At 62.0% G+C, this 16,762-nt stretch carries 16 protein-coding genes; 7 read left to right on the plus strand and 9 right to left on the minus strand.

Annotated features, from left to right (window positions below; genetic code table 11):
* Position 1 precedes the first annotated feature (1 nt).
* The 3 genes from F0A16_RS21710 to F0A16_RS10460 all read left to right on the plus strand — a co-directional run bounded on the left by F0A16_RS21710 (position 2) and on the right by F0A16_RS10460 (position 2,381).
* Positions 2–349, plus strand: a complete 348-nt coding sequence (locus F0A16_RS21710) for a hypothetical protein (RefSeq protein ID WP_187775975.1) — start codon at positions 2–4, stop codon at positions 347–349.
* A 137-nt stretch (positions 350–486) separates the two neighbouring features.
* Positions 487–1,203 carry a hypothetical protein gene (locus F0A16_RS10455; protein ID WP_149435348.1) on the plus strand — a complete coding sequence of 239 codons (717 nt, stop codon included), beginning with the start codon at positions 487–489 and terminating at the stop codon, positions 1,201–1,203.
* On the plus strand, positions 1,200–2,381 hold the full coding sequence (locus tag F0A16_RS10460; RefSeq protein WP_223119762.1) for a sulfotransferase family protein: 1,182 nt from the start codon (positions 1,200–1,202) through the stop codon (positions 2,379–2,381). The genes F0A16_RS10455 and F0A16_RS10460 overlap by 4 nt, the downstream gene beginning before the upstream one ends.
* 119 nt (positions 2,382–2,500) lie before the next feature.
* Here the strand turns inward: F0A16_RS10460 and F0A16_RS10465 are convergent, their stop codons facing one another.
* Positions 2,501–4,153: an OpgD/OpgG family glucan biosynthesis protein gene (locus F0A16_RS10465; protein WP_149435349.1), complete on the minus strand. Its 1,653-nt coding sequence runs from the start codon at positions 4,151–4,153 to the stop codon at positions 2,501–2,503.
* Positions 4,154–4,564: 411 nt separating this feature from the next.
* Between F0A16_RS10465 and F0A16_RS10470 the strand changes: the two genes are divergently transcribed.
* Positions 4,565–5,821 (plus strand): alpha-hydroxy acid oxidase, encoded by a 1,257-nt coding sequence (locus tag F0A16_RS10470; protein WP_223119763.1) that lies wholly within the window; start codon positions 4,565–4,567, stop codon positions 5,819–5,821.
* Between the two features lie 57 nt (positions 5,822–5,878).
* Here F0A16_RS10470 and F0A16_RS10475 read toward each other — a convergent pair whose 3' ends face one another.
* From F0A16_RS10475 to F0A16_RS10490, 4 genes are read right to left on the minus strand one after another with little or no spacing between them, the layout of a single operon-like run.
* Positions 5,879–7,261 carry a tripartite tricarboxylate transporter permease gene (locus F0A16_RS10475; protein ID WP_149435350.1) on the minus strand — a complete coding sequence of 461 codons (1,383 nt, stop codon included), beginning with the start codon at positions 7,259–7,261 and terminating at the stop codon, positions 5,879–5,881.
* Positions 7,258–7,716, minus strand: a complete 459-nt coding sequence (locus F0A16_RS10480) for a hypothetical protein (RefSeq protein ID WP_149435351.1) — start codon at positions 7,714–7,716, stop codon at positions 7,258–7,260. The genes F0A16_RS10475 and F0A16_RS10480 overlap by 4 nt, the downstream gene beginning before the upstream one ends.
* 4 nt (positions 7,717–7,720) lie before the next feature.
* On the minus strand, positions 7,721–8,677 hold the full coding sequence (locus F0A16_RS10485) for a hydroxymethylglutaryl-CoA lyase (RefSeq protein ID WP_149435352.1): 957 nt from the start codon (positions 8,675–8,677) through the stop codon (positions 7,721–7,723).
* Positions 8,674–9,963 (minus strand): hydroxymethylglutaryl-CoA reductase, degradative, encoded by a 1,290-nt coding sequence (locus F0A16_RS10490; protein ID WP_149435353.1) that lies wholly within the window; start codon positions 9,961–9,963, stop codon positions 8,674–8,676. Before F0A16_RS10490 ends, F0A16_RS10485 begins: the two co-directional genes overlap by 4 nt.
* Before the next feature lie 181 nt (positions 9,964–10,144).
* On the opposite strand from F0A16_RS10490, the gene F0A16_RS10495 reads away from it, so the two are divergent.
* Positions 10,145–11,545, plus strand: coding sequence for an aminotransferase-like domain-containing protein (locus F0A16_RS10495; protein ID WP_149435555.1), 1,401 nt, complete (start codon positions 10,145–10,147; stop codon positions 11,543–11,545).
* 100 nt (positions 11,546–11,645) lie between these two features.
* Here the strand turns inward: F0A16_RS10495 and gloA are convergent, their stop codons facing one another.
* From gloA to F0A16_RS10515, 4 genes are all read right to left on the minus strand, one after another.
* Positions 11,646–12,209, minus strand: coding sequence for a lactoylglutathione lyase (gene gloA / locus F0A16_RS10500; RefSeq protein ID WP_149435354.1), 564 nt, complete (start codon positions 12,207–12,209; stop codon positions 11,646–11,648).
* Between the two features lie 114 nt (positions 12,210–12,323).
* Positions 12,324–13,127: an SDR family NAD(P)-dependent oxidoreductase gene (locus F0A16_RS10505; protein WP_149435355.1), complete on the minus strand. Its 804-nt coding sequence runs from the start codon at positions 13,125–13,127 to the stop codon at positions 12,324–12,326.
* 154 nt (positions 13,128–13,281) lie between these two features.
* Positions 13,282–14,865 carry a GMC family oxidoreductase gene (locus F0A16_RS10510; protein ID WP_239023785.1) on the minus strand — a complete coding sequence of 528 codons (1,584 nt, stop codon included), beginning with the start codon at positions 14,863–14,865 and terminating at the stop codon, positions 13,282–13,284.
* A 37-nt stretch (positions 14,866–14,902) separates the two neighbouring features.
* Positions 14,903–15,472, minus strand: coding sequence for a tat (twin-arginine translocation) pathway signal sequence (locus F0A16_RS10515; RefSeq protein ID WP_239023786.1), 570 nt, complete (start codon positions 15,470–15,472; stop codon positions 14,903–14,905).
* 231 nt (positions 15,473–15,703) lie between these two features.
* Here F0A16_RS10515 and F0A16_RS10520 point away from each other — a divergent pair, with 231 nt between their 5' ends.
* Positions 15,704–16,006, plus strand: coding sequence for a ribbon-helix-helix domain-containing protein (locus tag F0A16_RS10520; RefSeq protein ID WP_149435358.1), 303 nt, complete (start codon positions 15,704–15,706; stop codon positions 16,004–16,006).
* 229 nt (positions 16,007–16,235) lie between these two features.
* Positions 16,236–16,700, plus strand: a complete 465-nt coding sequence (locus F0A16_RS10525; protein WP_239023787.1) for a C40 family peptidase — start codon at positions 16,236–16,238, stop codon at positions 16,698–16,700.
* Positions 16,701–16,762 lie beyond the last annotated feature (62 nt).

The following is a 16,762-nucleotide window of genomic DNA, read 5'->3' on the forward strand; positions in this document are numbered from 1 at the left end:
CATGACGCGTTTGACCAAGCGATACGACAAGTTCCTGCCGACGGGCGTGCTGGCCGTCGGCGCCATTCTGCCGCTCACGGCCGAGGCCTACGTCGGCCCGGGCGCCGGCCTGAGCCTTCTCACGGCCCTATGGGGCATCATCGCCGCCGTCGGCATGGCTCTGTTCTTCGTCATCATGTGGCCGATCCGTCGCATGCGCCGCCGCCGCAAGGCCGAAGCCGCCGCGGCCTCGACGGGCGATTCATCCACGGCTCAGGCCCGCACCGCTCAGGATCCCGAGTCGCCGCCGACCACCACCCGCGTCGAACACGCGCAGCGCGAGACGCCGCAAACCGACCACCGCTCGTGAATTCGGGGTGACGGGTCGGGACCTCCCGGCTCGTCCCGATCATCGGTCGCGACGCGCGCAACCCTTCGCCATGAAACGTCACCACTCTCTTCGGCGCCGGACAACGCGCCGAAGACGGGCTCGTGTCAGGAGGACACATGGGTTTACTGAATCTGCCGGATCCGATCTTCGGCGCCATCGATGGCGGGATGGAGTCTTTCCTGCCGGCGACCGTGCGCTTGATCGTATGGGCGACGATCGCCGGCATCGGCACGCTGTTCCTGTATCGACTGGTATCGCCGCAAAGCAGGATCGGCAACGCCAAACGCGAGGCCCGCGCCGCACGCCAGCGGCTCAACGAGTTCGACGGTGAGTTCAGCGACGCCGGTCCCCTGATCCGCAACCAGTTCCTCAGCGCCTTCAAGCATCTCGGACTGGTCTTTCTGCCCACGCTCGTCTCGATCCTGCCCCTCCTGGCGCTCCTGACCTGGCTGGAGAGCTACTACGCCCACGCGATGCCGGCGGATGGCGCTACACCGACCGTGCAGGTCACGCCGGATACCTACGACGCGCAGTGGGTCCAGCAGAACGATGCTCCCCACGTGATCGTCAACGACAGCGATAGCGAGTTGGCCAACGTCGCCATGACGGCGCCGATCCCGGTGATCGAGCAACGCCAATGGTGGAACTGGCTGGCCGCCAACCCATTGGGTTATCTGTCCGCGGAAAGCGGTATAGAGCGGATCGTCTTCGATCTGCCGGAACCCGAGTACCTTCCGTTCGGGCCGGGCTGGATGCGCCACTGGCTGGCGGTCTTCTTTCCGATCATGACGATCGTCTCTCTCATCACCTATCGCTGGGCGAAAATCGAATGAGCCACTTTGATTCCGACGATTCGACGCCCCGAGCTGCCAGGGCAGGCAACGCCAAAAACGACGCGGCCGCCAGCGGAGACATCAGCGATCCGGGCTTCGTGGTCCCCGGCTGGATGCACTGGCTGGGTGGCTGGATTCACCGCAAGCCCGGGACCTGGATCAAGCTCGGCAATCTGGAAACGCGAGCGGTGCAGGATGCGATCGCCGACAAGCGCGTCGACCGCCCCGTCTACGTCGCCGGCCTGGCACGCTCGGGCACGACGATTCTGCTCGAGCACCTGGCCTCGCACCCGGACGTCGCGACCCACCGCTACGTCGACTTCCCTCCCCTGCTGACGCCCTACTGGTGGAACCGCTGGCTCGCTCGAGTCCCCAATTCCCAGGAGCAAGCCCAGGAGCGCGCCCACAAGGACGGTATCGAAGTGACATCGCAGAGCCCGGAGGCGTTCGAGGAGATGCTGTGGATGGCCTTCTTCCCCGATATCCACGACCCGACCCAGAGCTCGGTGAAAGGACGCGATGCCGAGCATCCCGCCTTCGAGCGCTTCTACGACGACCACGTGCGCAAGCTGCTTGCCATACGTGAGCGCCAGCGCTACGTCGCCAAGGGCAACTACAACCTGGTGCGACTGGGCTATCTGCACCGACTCTATCCGCGGGCGAAATTCATCCTGGTGATTCGCGACCCGGTCTGGCACATCGCCTCGCTGATGAAGCAGCAGAAGCTGTTCGTCGCCGGCGAGACCAGCGAACCGCGAGCGCTGGAGCACATGCGCCGGGTGGGACATTACGAGTTCGGCCTCGACCGGCGGGCGATCAACGTGGGCAACGACGAGGAGACCCGACACATTACCACGCTGTGGGAATCCGACAACGAAGTCGAGGGTTGGGCTCGCTACTGGGCAGCAATCTACGCCCACGTCGCCGATACGCTGGATGCCGATCCCGAGTTGAAAAAGGCGTGCCTGATCGTGCGTTACGAAGCGCTCTGCGGCCAGCCCCATGACAAGCTGCAGGCCGTCTTCGATCACGCCGAACTGACCCTCGACCCCGAGACGCTGGCCGAAGCCGCCAGCGGCCTGCACGCGCCAACCTATTACCAACCCGGGTTCAATGAGGCGGAACTGGCCATGATCGCAGAGATTACCGGCCCCGTGGCGACGCGATTCGGGTACTAGTGGCGGGCGATCAGCCGCGAGCTGCACGAGGGTAGCCGGTATCAGAATGGCGCTGAAATTCTGAAAAAGCGGGGCGGCCCAAGGCCGCCCCGCTTTCTTCTTGCAACTCGTTGACCGGCCTAGACTGCCGCGGGATGTGCCGGATACTCCCGCTCGTCCGGCGGAGTCGGGAAGTACTGGAAGAGCCAGGTTTCACTCACCGTGTTGCCGTCGGCGGAGAGGTTCAGTCGCATATTGATCGGGTCGGTGGAATCACTGGTCGGATACCAGTCGAACTGTATGCGGAAACCCTGAATCTCTTCGATCCACAGGATGTCGAGCTGCTTGACGTCGCCCTCCGGCACATCGAGCTGGGTCTTGATGTCGATGCCATTATCGTAGAAGTGCTTGAGCTCGCCACCGGTGAAATCCACCGCGATGCGTTTGGCCCAGACTTTCGGATAGTGCTCGCCCGGTGCCCAACCCTCGGGGAAACCGCCGATACCGGTGAACGTCTTGCGTACACGGGCCAGGTCGGGCTTCACCGGCGGCTGCGCGCTCCAGTAGAGCTTGTAACCATAATTGAGTTCCTGCCCCGGCTCGATTGCCTTCTCGGGCTTCCAGAACGCCACCACGTTGTCCATGGTCTCGCCGGTGGTAGGGATCTCCAGCATCTGGATCTCGCCCTTGCCCCACTGCCCCTTGGGCTCGACCCACAGACTCGGACGCTTGTGGTAGTTGGCGACGATGTCTTCGTAATGGCTGAAATCGTGATCGGTCTGCAGCAGCCCGAAGCCCCTGGGGTTGTCATCGCCGAAGGTGTTGAACTGGACCCGCGGCGGATTGTTGAGGGGGCGGCAGACCCATTCGCCGTTGCCGAGCCACATCGACAGCCGGTCGGAGTCGTGAATCTGCGGATGGAAGGTCAGGCACATGTCGCGCTGCTGGGTACCGCAACTGAACATGCTGGTCATCGGGGTGATGCCGAGCTGGGCGATCGACTTGCGCGGGTAGAGATGCTTGTCGATATCCATGACTACACGCTCGTCCTCGCAATGGATGACGAAGCGATAGGCACCGGCCAGGCTCGGGGCATCCAGCAGCGCATAGGCGGTAAAGGTCGTCGCACCGGGCTTGGGCGTCTCGAACCAGAAACGGGTAAAGGCCGGAAACTCCTCGGTCTTGCCGTCGCTGTAAGTGTTGACCGTCACGCCGCGGGCGGACAGACCGTACTGATAGGTGTCATCGACGGCACGGAAGTAGCTGGCTCCCAGAAACGAGACGATATCGCGCTCGGTCAGCGACGGCTCCTTGAACACGCGGAAACCGGCGAAGCCGAGGTCGCCCTGCCCCTCGAGCTGGGAGACATCGACGTCGGCCCGGGAGTAATCGAACAGGTCTGGCCGGAAATGGATCTCCTTGGCCTGCTGAGTCTGCGGATCGATGGAGTACATCCGAACCGGCTGGTTGAATCCCATGCCAACGTGAAAGAACTGGATATCGAGCGGACCGTTCATGCTGTTCCACAGCGAATGAGCGGGATCGTAGCCGATGGCGTTGTACTTCTGCGGTGTGAGGTTGGCCAAGGTCGGAGGTAGCTGCTCGACGGTGCTCTGATAAGCCTTGGCGGCCAGCTCCCGGGCAAATCCCTGCAGCCACTCGAAACTGAAAGAAGAAGCCTCGCCATCGGCGATATCACTGGTGGCGCGCGCCGCCGCGAACAGCGGCGCCGAAGGCAACCCATACCAGGCAGCCAGGGCAATCGCGCTTTTCAGCACACTTCTACGATCCATGAACACCCCATCCTTTGTCTGTCGGCAGTCGAACTGAGAGCATACCCGATCGTCTCGGATCAGGCCGCATCGGAGAAAATCCCTCTTCAGACGCCAATGCCATCCGAGGGTTCCCCGGCGGCAAGCCGGCCTGGCCCCATCCCGCGCACCGGTATTCGCCAGCCCCGTCGACTCGCCGTTGGTGGCATCGTCGACCCATGGTTGGCGTGCTAGGGTTTCGTACGAAAAGTCGGCGAGCGATGACCAGACAAGGCAAAAAACAGCGAAGACGGACCGGGCTGGCGCACCAGTTTACGGGGTGTAAATGAGTACTTTGAGCTGTTTTTTAACGCCGTATGGCCGAGCGCAGGCAGTTTTCGTACAAAGCCTAACGTCGATTCCATCACTGTTCTGCCAACATCGAGAGACCCCGTGAAACGACGCTACTCCTCGCACTATGCCTGGCGCCGCGCCCAGAGCACCGATGAACTCGCCTGGATGGCACGCCAACGTCTTCCAGCCTTCGCCTGGGAGTATGTTCACGGCGGCTCGGAAGACGAGATCACGCTCGGCGACAACCGCCATGCCTTCGCTGCCTGGGGTTGGCAGCCGCGTACGCTGATCGACGTCGAAGCCAGAGACAGCCGCACCCAGTTGCTGAATGGCCCTGCCGAACTGCCGTTGGCGATTGCCCCGACCGGCTACAACGGCATGCTGTGGCGCGATGGCGATATCGCGCTGGCCCGTGCGGCCGCCAGCCGAGGTATACCGTTCACCCTGAGCACCGTCTCCTGCACGAGCCTCGAAGACCTCAGGAAAGCGGTACCGGACGTACGACTGTGGTTTCAGCTCTACGTGCTGGATGATGAAGCCGTTCGCAACGACATGCTCGAGCGGGCGAAGAACGTCGGCGTCGAAACGCTGATGGTCACGACGGACACCGTGGTGCTGGGGCGTCGCGAATGGGATTCGAGAAGCTACCTCAATCCCCGGCGCCTGGCGCTGCCCTATCTGCTGGATGCCGGCCTGCATCCGCAATGGGCCTATCGCGCGCTCTGGCCTCGAGGGCTGCCGACGCTGGGCAACCTGATGAAGTATCTACCCAGGGAACAGCAGAGTGCGGGCAGCGCGGCTGGCTACATCAACCAGCGCATGACGCGCCGACTGACCTGGGAGGTGCTGGCCGACATTCGCCAGCGCTGGCCCGGCAAGCTGCTGGTCAAGGGGATTCTCAATGCCGAGGACGCACTCGAGGCCAGGCGCATCGGTGCCGACGGCGTGATCGTCACCAACCACGGCGGCCGCCAGCTCGACGGCGCGCCGGCGACGCTGGATGCGCTGCCCGAGGTCGTCGACGCGGTGGGAGATTCGATGCACGTGCTGCTCGACAGCGGCATTCGCCGCGGTAGCGACATCGCCAAGGCCGTGGCGCTGGGCGCCGAAGGCGTGCTCTGCGGCCGCGCCACGCTCTACGGCCTGGCGCTGGGCGGAGAGGCCGGGGCGGCCCATGCCATCGACCTGCTCAAGGATCAGTTGCACAACCTGATGGCGCAGCTGGGACGGCCATCCCTCGAGCAGATCGACCGCCGCTGCCTGCGGCGCTCCCCCTATGCATCGACCCGGGGCGATCTACCCCAACGCCCTAGCGACACCCTGCCGGGTGGAGAGACGCCGGGGGACGTGCCTTGAGCGCCATCCGCGCATTCGATGGCGAGCAATCCTGTAGAGCGGTATCGGATGTTCGGCTCATAACAGAGCCGTCAACGCTGGCACGGTCAATACGGCGATGTAGAACCCCATGAACTGCACCCCGATATTGAAGCCCAACAGACGTGACAGGAATCCGCCTACCAGCCCCACCGTGACGACGACCAGCAAACCCAACAGGCCACCCTCCCAGAGACCGATCACCAATATGAGCCCGACGAAGGTGCCGATGATCGCTTCGTGGCTGATGTTGCGGGATACGAAGGAGGCAGCACGGCGGGCGTAGTTCATCGAGAAGGGGTAGGCGATCAGCAGCGCCAGCACGACCGCCAGTAGCCCGTAGATCAGAAACTCCCAAGTCCCGAGCAGATTGTGCAGGTTGTTCACCTGGCCGCTGGCGCTATCCACGGTGAAACGGGGTGGCGCGTTGAACAGCGGCGCCGCCGGACCCGCAGCGACCGGACTCAATGGCAGGCCGAATGCCATCAAAGGAATGAGGGCCTCGGCGATATAGGTCGACTCGGTCACGCCATTGCGAACCGCCAGCGTCGTCGTCAAGCGGTGATAGACATGTCGAATGCGGCTTGATACCACCTCACCCATGATGACAGTCATGGCTACCGGGCTGAACACGAAGGTGAGACTGGAGGCCACGGCAGTGCCTATCGTCCAACTCGCCTGGCGGGAATCCAGGACCTTGAGGGGGTTGGGGAAGTAACCGCTCCAGCGTTTGACGTCGGGTGCCAGCGAAAACCGGGCAGGTCGATCCCGTTTCCGCCGGGCTCGCTCGGCAGGCGACAATACCAGAAACAGGTCGGAAATCAGCGGCCCGATGGCAATGCCCAGGAAATAGCTGACGCCCAACTTGACGCCGTGGGCGGCGGTGAGATTCTGCAGCGCGACGATTATCAGCACGAACGGCCCCAACGCCAGTACCGCTGCCCAGCGACCAGGAGAAAAGTAGGCGATGGCCAGTGCGGCGATCAAGAAGAGGTAGGGCGCGGTGTGCTGCACGAAGCCACCGAAAGGCGCCAGCAGGAGCGCGAAGACCACGGTCACCGGTACCGCGATCAGGGCAGCGATGACGCCACCGGAGATCATCTTGCGCAAAGCGATGTGCGGCACACCCAGCTGACGCAAATAGTTCGCCTCGCGCATCATTGGCGTGGCCATGGTGTCGCCGGGAATCCCCAGCAGTGCGGTGGGTACGGCATGGGTCATGTGTTTGGATACCGCACCTGCCAGGAAGAAAGTGTACACACCGGCGGGCGGAACGCCGATCAGCACGACCAGTAACGTCAAGGGCGCGATGGTCGTGGTCTCGTCACTGCCGGAGATGAGACCTATCGCTGAAAATACCACGGCCCCGATGATGCCCATGCCCAATGCGACGGGAAGCTGTGCCAACAAGGCATCCATCATGACTTCACTCCTTCCCGACCCGCCCGCCCGAGGTCATGCTCGGCCAGCGCAACGGCGTCGCCTTGGACATGATCACGCTCATAGACCAGAAAGGCCTCTTCCAATTCGAGCTCCCTCAACTCCGATCGGACGGCCTCCGGTAAATCCTCCACGCCGCCCCTGCTGCCGTAATCGGCGTAGAGTGCAGCCAGCACCCCTTGCAGGTTTTCCGTGTCGACGGTGTCTTCGACGACTTCCCGCTTGGGCCGGAAGAGGCATGCGCAAATCGCGCCGCCTACCACGCAACCGATGATGCCGAACAGCATGGCGTAGGTCCGCGCCATTCGAGGGTCATCGATGAACATGCCAAGCAGCCACTCGGCCGCCTGAAAAGCGCCCAAGCTGACCGCCCCACCGATGATCAGCGAGCCGATCAGGTGATGACCATCCACCGTGTCATTCCAGACCTCGAGCAATCGGTCATTTCTCATTGTCATAACCCTCCTCTTGCTGGTTGCCGCGATGGTCGCCTCGACCACGATTGGCGCGGATGGCCCTGGCCACGGGTGAAGGCATGCGCCGTGACAGCTTGCGGTCGACCCACTCGGCAACATCGACCAAACGCTCCAGGTCGATGCCGGTATCGAACCCCTGACTCTCGAGCAGGCGTACCAGGGATTCGGTCGCCACGTTACCCGTGGCACCCGGTGCGTAGGGACAGCCCCCCAGAGCCGAGACCGAACCATCGAAGACCCGCACGCCGGCCTCCAGCGCAGCCTGCACGTTGGCGACGGCCATTCCCCAGGTATCGTGGAAATGCCCCGCCAAGGCGCCGACGGGCAGCTGCCGTGCACAAGCCTCGATCAATTCACGAGTGCGGCGTGGTGTGCCGATGCCAGTCGTGTCCCCGAGACTGACCTCGTAGCAACCCATGTCGAATAGCTGCCGGGCAATCGTCGCCACTTTCCGCGGGTCGACATCGCCGGCGTAGGGACAACCCAGCACACAGGAGATGTAACCCCGGACGCGGATGCCGGCCTGCGCAGCCAGCGGCATGATGGGCTCGAACCGCGCCAGGCTCTCGGCGATGGAACAGTTGATATTGTGATGGGCAAAGGCTTCGGAAGCCGCCGTGAATACCGCGACCTCGTCGACCCCCGCGGCCCGTGCAGATTCGAACCCTCTCGAATTGGGTACCAGTACGGAGTAGGTAATGTCCGGTCGCCGATTCAGCCGGCCGAGCACCTCCCGAGTCTGCTGCATCTGGGGTACCCAGCGCGGGGAGACGAAGGCACCGGCTTCCAGATGGCGAAAGCCCGTATCGGCCAAGCGTTCGAGCAGTTCGACCCGCATCGCGACAGGCAGCACCTCCGACTCGTTCTGGAGGCCATCTCGGGCGGCAACCTCGACGAGTCGCACCGGCTCCCCGGTCGTCATGAGATCGTTCCGCGCTGCTGCCGCAGCAGTTCCGAAGCACGATCTGCGCTGACGCGCCCCTCCTCGACCATTCGCCGCACGATGAGGTCGAGCTCGCCCCCCGTCGCGCCGGCTGTCAGCGCGATATTGCGTGCATGCAGCGCCATGTGTCCTTTTTGAATGCCCTCCGTCGACAACGCCCGGAGGGCGGCCAGGTTCTGAGCCAGGCCCACTGCCGCCGCGATTTCGCCCAGCTCGCTGGCGGTTTCGACACCCATGAGCTTCAGCGACAGCTGCGCGAGCGGATGCGTACGGGTCGCGCCGCCGACCAATCCCACCGGCATGGGTATTTCGAGCGTCCCCACCAGATCACCTTGGGTATTCTTCTCCCAGGTCGATAGCGAGCCGTAATGTCCATGGCGGCTGGCAAAGGCATGCGCCCCGGCTTCGACGGCGCGCCAGTCGTTACCGGTAGCGATGATCAGGGGATCGATGCCGTTCATGATGCCCTTGTTGTGGGTCGCCGCCCGGTAGGGGTCGATCGCCGCGAGCCGGTATGCCTCGACGATTCCCTCGATCACGGCTTTGCCGTCGAATCTCGAGGTGGTCAGCTGGTCAGCGGAGAGCCTGACCTGGGCTCTCGCCAACCGGAGATCGGCCAGGTTGGAGAGGATACGCAGGCAGGCGCGACCGCCGCTCAGGCTTTCGACAAGAGGGGCGACGGCTTCCGCCATGGTATTGACCGCATTGGCTCCCATGGCGTCCCGAACATCCACGATCAGATGCGCCACCACCATCGGCCCGCTGGCCGTATGGGGAAAAACATGAACCTCGACGTCCCTGCACCCCCCGCCCAGTCGATTGAGCAGGCCATCGCAGGCGTTGGCCTTGTCGATGATCTCCTGCTTGTTGGCGAGAATACTCAGTCGAGCGTTATGCGGGTCGGGAATGTCCAGCAGCTGGATTTGTGCTCGCATCAACGGCTCGCTACAGGACGTGGTGAAGCCGCCGCTATCTCGGGCCAGCCTGGCCATATAGGAGGCCGCAGCAACGACCGAGGGCTCTTCCACGGCAAGGGGAATCAATACTTCTCGACCATTGACGATGAAATTGGTGGCGACTCCCACCGGCAACTCGAAAGTCCCGATGACGTTCTCGATCATGCCATTGGCTGTCTCGAGCCCCAGGACGCCGGGACTCATCAACTTTGTCGCCTCGTCATCTGACAAAGCCTCTATTTCCACGAGCTTCTGGAGGCGATCACGAGGTGAAAGATTGCGGAAATCAGCGATACGCGAGCAGGTCATGGCGACAACTCTGTGGTGAACGAATAGCGCCAGACTAACGGAACATCACCACCCCACATACTGTACCTATGTCTTGGTAACAGTATGATGGGTACACTCCTGTCGACGGAATGAACAAGGCTGGAGAAGGAGCGGTGTCGAGGATATTCCTGCTACTTTCGACGAGGATAACGCTTTGTCAGTGCGTCAAAAACAGACTCTTACCGAACGCGCCATTGAGATCGTTCGCCGTCAGATCGCCAGCGGATCGTTACACAAGGGCGACCGCTTACCCTCGATTCGGGAATTCATGGCGCTACATCGAATGGCGAAAAACACGGTGCTCAACGCTTATGGCCGGTTGGTGAAGGAGGGGCTGATCGAAAGCCGCCACGGCGCTGGCTTCTTCGTTACCGGCCTTGCCACCCAACGTATCGATGACAGTGACACACCTCGCGAACTCGACCGGGCCATGGACAATATCTGGCTAATGCGGGAACAGCTGGTGAGAAATCCCGGTCCCTCACGACTGGGAGAAGGATTTCCGCCCGCGCACTGGCTCAAGGAGATCGCGCTGGAGCGACATTACCGGAAAGCCATCAGTGGAGGATCGCTTTCCGCCATTCGCTATGGTTATCACGGCGGTTATCCACCACTACGAGAGCAGTTGGCACAGAAGCTGGCGGATCACGAAATCGATGCCTCTCCAGACAATATCTTGACCACGTCCGGTGTCAATTCGGCACTGGACCTGATCATCCGCTTTTCGCTGGCCCCCGGTGATAGCGTCATGATCGACGATCCGGGCTACTACTTGCTTTTCGGAAAGCTCCGGTTGGGCAATGTCAGAATGCTTCCGGTTCCACGCCTGGCCGATGGTCCAGACCTGGATGCGGTTTCTCGGTGGGCGACACAGGAAAGGCCGAAGTTATTCTTCACCCAGTCGGTCTCTCACAATCCAACGGGGTCCACGACATCTCCATCGAAGTCCAGGACCTTGCTGGCACTGGCAAGAAAACACAACTTCACCATCGTGGAGAACGACGCCCTGGCAGAATTCGGTCCGCCTGAGAGCCGGAGAGTAGCGTCGCTGGGCGGGTTCAGCCACTGCATCTACGTAGGCAGCTTTTCGAAATCGATATCTGCAGGTTTACGCTCGGGATTCATTGCCTGCGATCGCACGTTGGCCGAAGGCTTGGCAGACCTGAATATGCTCATCAACGCCAGCACTTCGGAAATCTCCGAGCGAACTCTGGCATTGATTCTGGAGGAGGGAAGTTTTCGCAGACACGCCCTGCACCTGGCCGAGCATGCCACCCGTGCAGTCAAGCATGGTCTCGCCAAGTTCGATGAAATGGGTGCCGAAGTGTTTTGCAGACCGGAAACCAGCCTCTACCTCTGGGCTCGTTTTCCCGGCATCGACGATGCCGATGCCCTTGCCCGTTACATGCTGGAGCAAAATTTCGTCCTGGCTCCCGGTTCGATCTTCTCTGTCGCTCTCCGGGAGCCAGTCGCCTGGTCACGCTTCAATGTCGCTTATGTGGACAACCCTGATTTCCGAAGAATGATCGAAAGTTATCGTGACCAGGGCGGTGAAGCATGACCTGCTTGGTTTGAACTGGATTCGGTAACTACTCGAATCGGGAGCATGACCAGGATCAAACTTGTCGTTTCCACGTTCACGGAGTCCCGATCTTCAAGGCTCAAGCGCTTCGCGACACCGCCGCTCCCGAATCTCGTCCCAGCCCTTTCGACAGAGAGGGCTGCACGACTTCGATCCAGTAACCGTCGGGGTCCTTGACGAAAATCACGTTCTTCATCTTGCCTTGATCCGAGCGTTTCTTGAACTCGACATTGTGGGTGTCGAACCACTGCTCCGCTGCTACGAGATCCGGTACCGAAAAACAGATGTGCCCGAAACCCTGCGGCTCGGCATTGCCGTCGTGATACTGAAGCTCAGCATCGTTCTCGCTGCCCCAGTTATGCGTCAGCTCCAGCACGCCCTTCTGCGAAAAGGTATAGGCAGTGCGCTCGCCGTCGTCTTCGGGAATGGCGCTCACATCGTCGACCCGCGCGAGGAAGTAGAGCGTGAACTGCATCTCGGGGAAATCGAGCTTGCGCAGCAGACGCATGCCGAACACCCGTGTGTAGAAGGAAAGCGAAACCTCGGGGTCCTTGGCACGCAGCATGGTGTGGTTGAGCACGAACCCGTGGGTTTCCGCCGGGGCGCTGTGTACGCCGGGGACCCGATCTTCGGCGATGGCCATGAAAGGCTCCTGATGGAAGGTGAATGGAATCGGAAAACGTTATCAGACAGTGGGGGCAGAGGCTGCCCGGCACAAGCTGCCGAGCAGCCGGAAGAGATGCCGGACATCTTTCGATCAGGAAAACTGGATACCCCCGTCGATCATCACCGACTGTCCGGTCATGTAGTCCGAATCCGGCGAGGCAAGATAGGAGACGTAGCTCGCGACATCTTCCGGCACCGAGACACGCCCCAACGCAATCGCGCCCGAGTAGGTCTTGAGCGCCTCGCCCTTCTGCCAACCCTCCTCGGCAGCGAGCTTTTCGTCGATCAACTCCCACATGTCAGTACCGACGATACCCGGGCAGTAAGCATTGACCGTGATACCGTGCCTGGCCCACTCCATCGCCGCCGCCTGCGTCAGGCCGCGCACCCCCCATTTGGAGGCCGAGTAGGGCCCGAGCAGCGCGAACGGACGATAGGCGACGATCGAGGCCGCGCCGATGATCTTGCCGCCGTTGCCCTGCTTGATCATCTGCTTGGCCGCGGTCTGGTAGCAGAGAAAGACACCACGCAGGTTGACCGACATCACCTTGTCCCAGTCGTCGGCGTCGAGTTCCAATAGCGACTGCACGTGCGCGATACCGGCGTTGGCGATCATCACGTCCAGCGAGCCGAGATCGGCGACGGTTTGGGTCACCATGTCCTCCACTTCACCCTGTTGGGATACATCCGCGATCGCCGCCGAGCTCCTGCGTCCCTGGTCGCGAATCTCGCCGACGAGTCCCTGCAAGGCATCGCGATTGGCGGACACATCGTTGACCGCCACATTGTGGCCATCCTCGGCCAGACGCAGGGCGATGGCGCGACCGATGCCACGAGCGGCGCCGGTCACCAGTACGTTGCGGGGTTTCTCTTGATTTTTCGTGGGGGTAGCCATGTCGTCTCTCCTGTTGCTGGTGGTTCCTGCACTCGATATCCGCCCCTTTGCCGGGCGGAGAAGTCGATGAATCTCGCATTCCCGTTGTGGTGTTCTGCACCTCGTGTTTTTCGTCGCGATTCTTGGGCTTCGGGCGTTCGCTCGCGGCTACCGCCTATATGGTCCTAGACTTCATCTGCTCTCCGATATGTTCTGCCTGCCGCATCGCCATCGCGATAATCGTCAGTGTCGGATTTTCCGCCGCGGAGGTGGTGAACTGGCTGCCGTCGGCGATGAACAAGTTGTTCACTTCGTGGGTCTGGCCGAAGCCGTTGCAGACACCGTCTTCCGGCTTCTCGCTCATGCGGCAGGTACCGAGGTTATGGGTCGAGGGATAGGGCGGCACTTCATAGACGTCCACGGCGCCAGCAGCGCGGTAGACATCGCTGCCCTGCCGGTAGGCGTGGTTGCGCATGGCGACGTCGTTGTCGTGATCGTCGTAGTGGACGTTGGCGACGGGCAGGCCGTGCTGATCGCGTACCTCCTGGTTGAGCGTGACTCGGTTGGTGTCGCGCGGCATGTCCTCGCCGACCAGCCACATCGCGGCGAGGTGGTCGTACTGGTCGATCATGCGGGTGAAGTCGCGCCCCCAGGCGCCTGGATTGAGGAACGCCGCCGCCAGCGGCAAGCCCAGCGCGATGGTTTCCATCTCGTAGCCGCCGGCGAACCCCCGGCTGTCGTCATGACGCGATTCGTCGGGAATGATTCCTGCCATCACGGTGCCGCGATACATGTGCACCGGCTGTTCGAAAGCGGCGTAGACCGAGCCGGTCATGTGGCGCATGTAGTGCTTGCCGACGTGGCCGCTGCCGTTGGCCAGGCCGTCCGGAAATAGCGTCGAAGCTGAATTGAGCAGCAGTCGCGGCGTCTCGATCGAGTTGCCGGCGACCGCCACCACGCGGGCCTTTTGATGGCGTAGCTCTGCGTTACCGTCGAAGTAGCTGACACCGGTTACCTTGCCACTGGCGTCATGGGTGATTTCGGCGACGTGTGCACGGGTACGCATCTCGCAATTGCCGGTCGCCAGCGCCTCGGGGATCTCGGTGTTGAGCGTCGACCACTTCGCACCGGAGCGGCAGCCCTGGAAACAGAAGCCTCGCTGCTGGCAAGGATCGCGGCCATCCGCCTGACGGCTATTGATCGCCATACGTCCGGTATTGCACTCGTAGCCGAGCTTCCGGGCGCCGGCGTACATCACCTTGAAGTTGTTGTTGCCCGGCAGACCCGGAATATCGTTGGTGCGGGTCACGTTGAGCCGCCTTTCGGCACGATCATAGTACGGTGCCAGATCGTCGTAGCCGATCGGCCAATCGAGCAGTGTCGTCCCTTCGATCGCGCCATACCGAGTGCGCGCTTCGAATTCGTGAGGTTGAATACGCAGACTGCAGGCGCTCCAGTGGCTGGTGGAGCCTCCCACCGTCTTGCAGATCCATGCCGGCAGATTGGGGAAATCCTGCGCCACGCGCCAACTGCCCGATGTAGTGCGCGGATCGAGCCAGGAGAGTTGCTCGTAGGCACGCCACTCGTCGGTATGGAAATCGGTGCGGGTGTGCAGGCCGCCGGCCTCCAGAAGCACCACCTTGATCCCCTGCCGGGCGAGCCCGTTGGCCAGCGTGCCACCACCGGCACCGGAACCGATGACCACCACGACGCCATCGTCGTCATGGTCGAAAACGCGTTGATTGGTGTAGTCCGTCACGCCGTTTCTCCTCTTCGTGATTAGCGCCGCCCCGAGGTCAGGCCGAGGTCGAGTCAGCGGGAAGCGTCCCGCTCGCCGCGTTGGGCGGCTCCGGTAACCAGGCGATATCGTCAAAGCCGCGATGCAGATAGCCCGAGTCATCCACGCCGCCGCCGTAGCCGAAGTGGGCGAATGCCAAAGGGTTGTTGTAGAGCGCGACGATGGCGCTCCCGTGAACGGTCTTGAAGAACGGCGAGCCGACGATTGCCTCTACCTGATCCTGGCGAGCGCCCTCGTCCAGCGAGAGCCATTCGCCATTGGACTGGCGGTCCAGCGTGGCGATGCCGTGGGTGAGTTGCTGGCGCATCTCCGGGTCGGCGGCCTGGCGATCGAGATCCTTGACCACCAGCGCATAGACTGCGTCCTCGAGCTTGTCGTGGGGCAGCAGATGGCGAGTGAAAACGAGCAATGTGCGGGCCTGATGATCGTCGAACTGTTCCGTGATCACCGCCCAACTTCGCTCAGGTGCCAGCATGGCGATGGCGCCGTTGGTATACGCCAGCGTACCGACCAGGGTTCCACCACTGGCTTTCAAGAAAACGCGACGCGAGAGAGAGGGGGTTGTCATGGCGCACTCCTGTCTGACTGGAATCGTCACCGTCGACGATCTGGACTCAGAGTAAGCAACGCCGCTGGCACGTGGGTATTAGCGGACTACTACTGCGGCTAAGGTGGTAGACAGAGATCACGATACGATCGTCATGGGCGACTCAAGTCGCATGGTCAAGCGGGCGTTTAGACGGCTAACTTTGATCACTCGCGTGACGGCTATCGTCGCGCATCGCCACAGGAGGTCGTTATGTGTCATCTCTACGCCAGTACCGACACACGGCGCTATGACAACATCACCCGCTCTGTTCGTCTGCAGGGTTGCGTGACGAGCGTGCGACTGGAGAACGAATTCTGGGAGATTCTCGATGCCTTGGCTGCGAGCCAGCAGCTCTCCACGGCGCGCTTCATTAGCCAGCTCTACAGCGAAGTCATTGCCGAAAAAGGCGAGGTCAGCAACCTTGCATCGCTATTGCGCGTGGTCTGTGCGGTACATCTACAGCAGCGCCAGGCAATGATGCCGGCTCCTTTGCCGCGTTCGGTCTGTCTCTGAGCGTGGTCACTTCCTCGCTTTTACGCCAAGGCCATCCAGGCTAGACATAGTCCCCGACAACGACTTTGCAGCCTCGAGGCCCTGCTCTACACTCGAGTGAAACCGGTAGACAGGGCCCACGGGCATGGCGACAGGCACGACCCCATACCTTTTCACTCGATGCGCCATCGCGCGACACCCCCCTCGCCCCGGCGTTTGCCGACTGCTGCCTCTTTCTCGTCTGAGTCTGTTGTGTATTGGTCTGTTGCTGCTTCTGCTGGCGGGCTGCAGTTCGCAGAAAACGATCGCCACTCGCGACGACGGGCCTGCCATCGATGGCAACAACCTCTCCATCGATCGCATTCTGGTGATGTCCGCCGCCAAGGATGCACTGGGCACGCCCTATCGCTGGGGTGGGAGCACGCCTGCCGGTTACGACTGTTCGGGACTGGTTCAGATGGCCTACGGCAAGATCGGGATTTCACTGCCGCGAACCTCCAACGATCAGTTCCACGCCCTCGACGAGATCGACGTCGCCCGCCCCGGCGACCTGCTGTTCTTCGGTTCCGGCAGCCGGGCCACCCATGTGGGTATCTACATGGGCGATCGCCAGATGATCCATGCTCCGGGTAGCGGCCGCACGGTGACCGTCTCTTCGCTGGATATCCGCTACTGGCGTCAGCACTATCTGGGGGCCGCCGCGCCCGCCAACTAGTGACGCTCTATCCTAAAAGCCCCTTGAGAAAACCGCTGCCGGCTACCACGTTGAGAGTAGGA

Origin of the sequence: Salinicola corii, assembly GCF_008298015.1 — a bacterium.
GTDB lineage: Bacteria > Pseudomonadota > Gammaproteobacteria > Pseudomonadales > Halomonadaceae > Salinicola > Salinicola corii.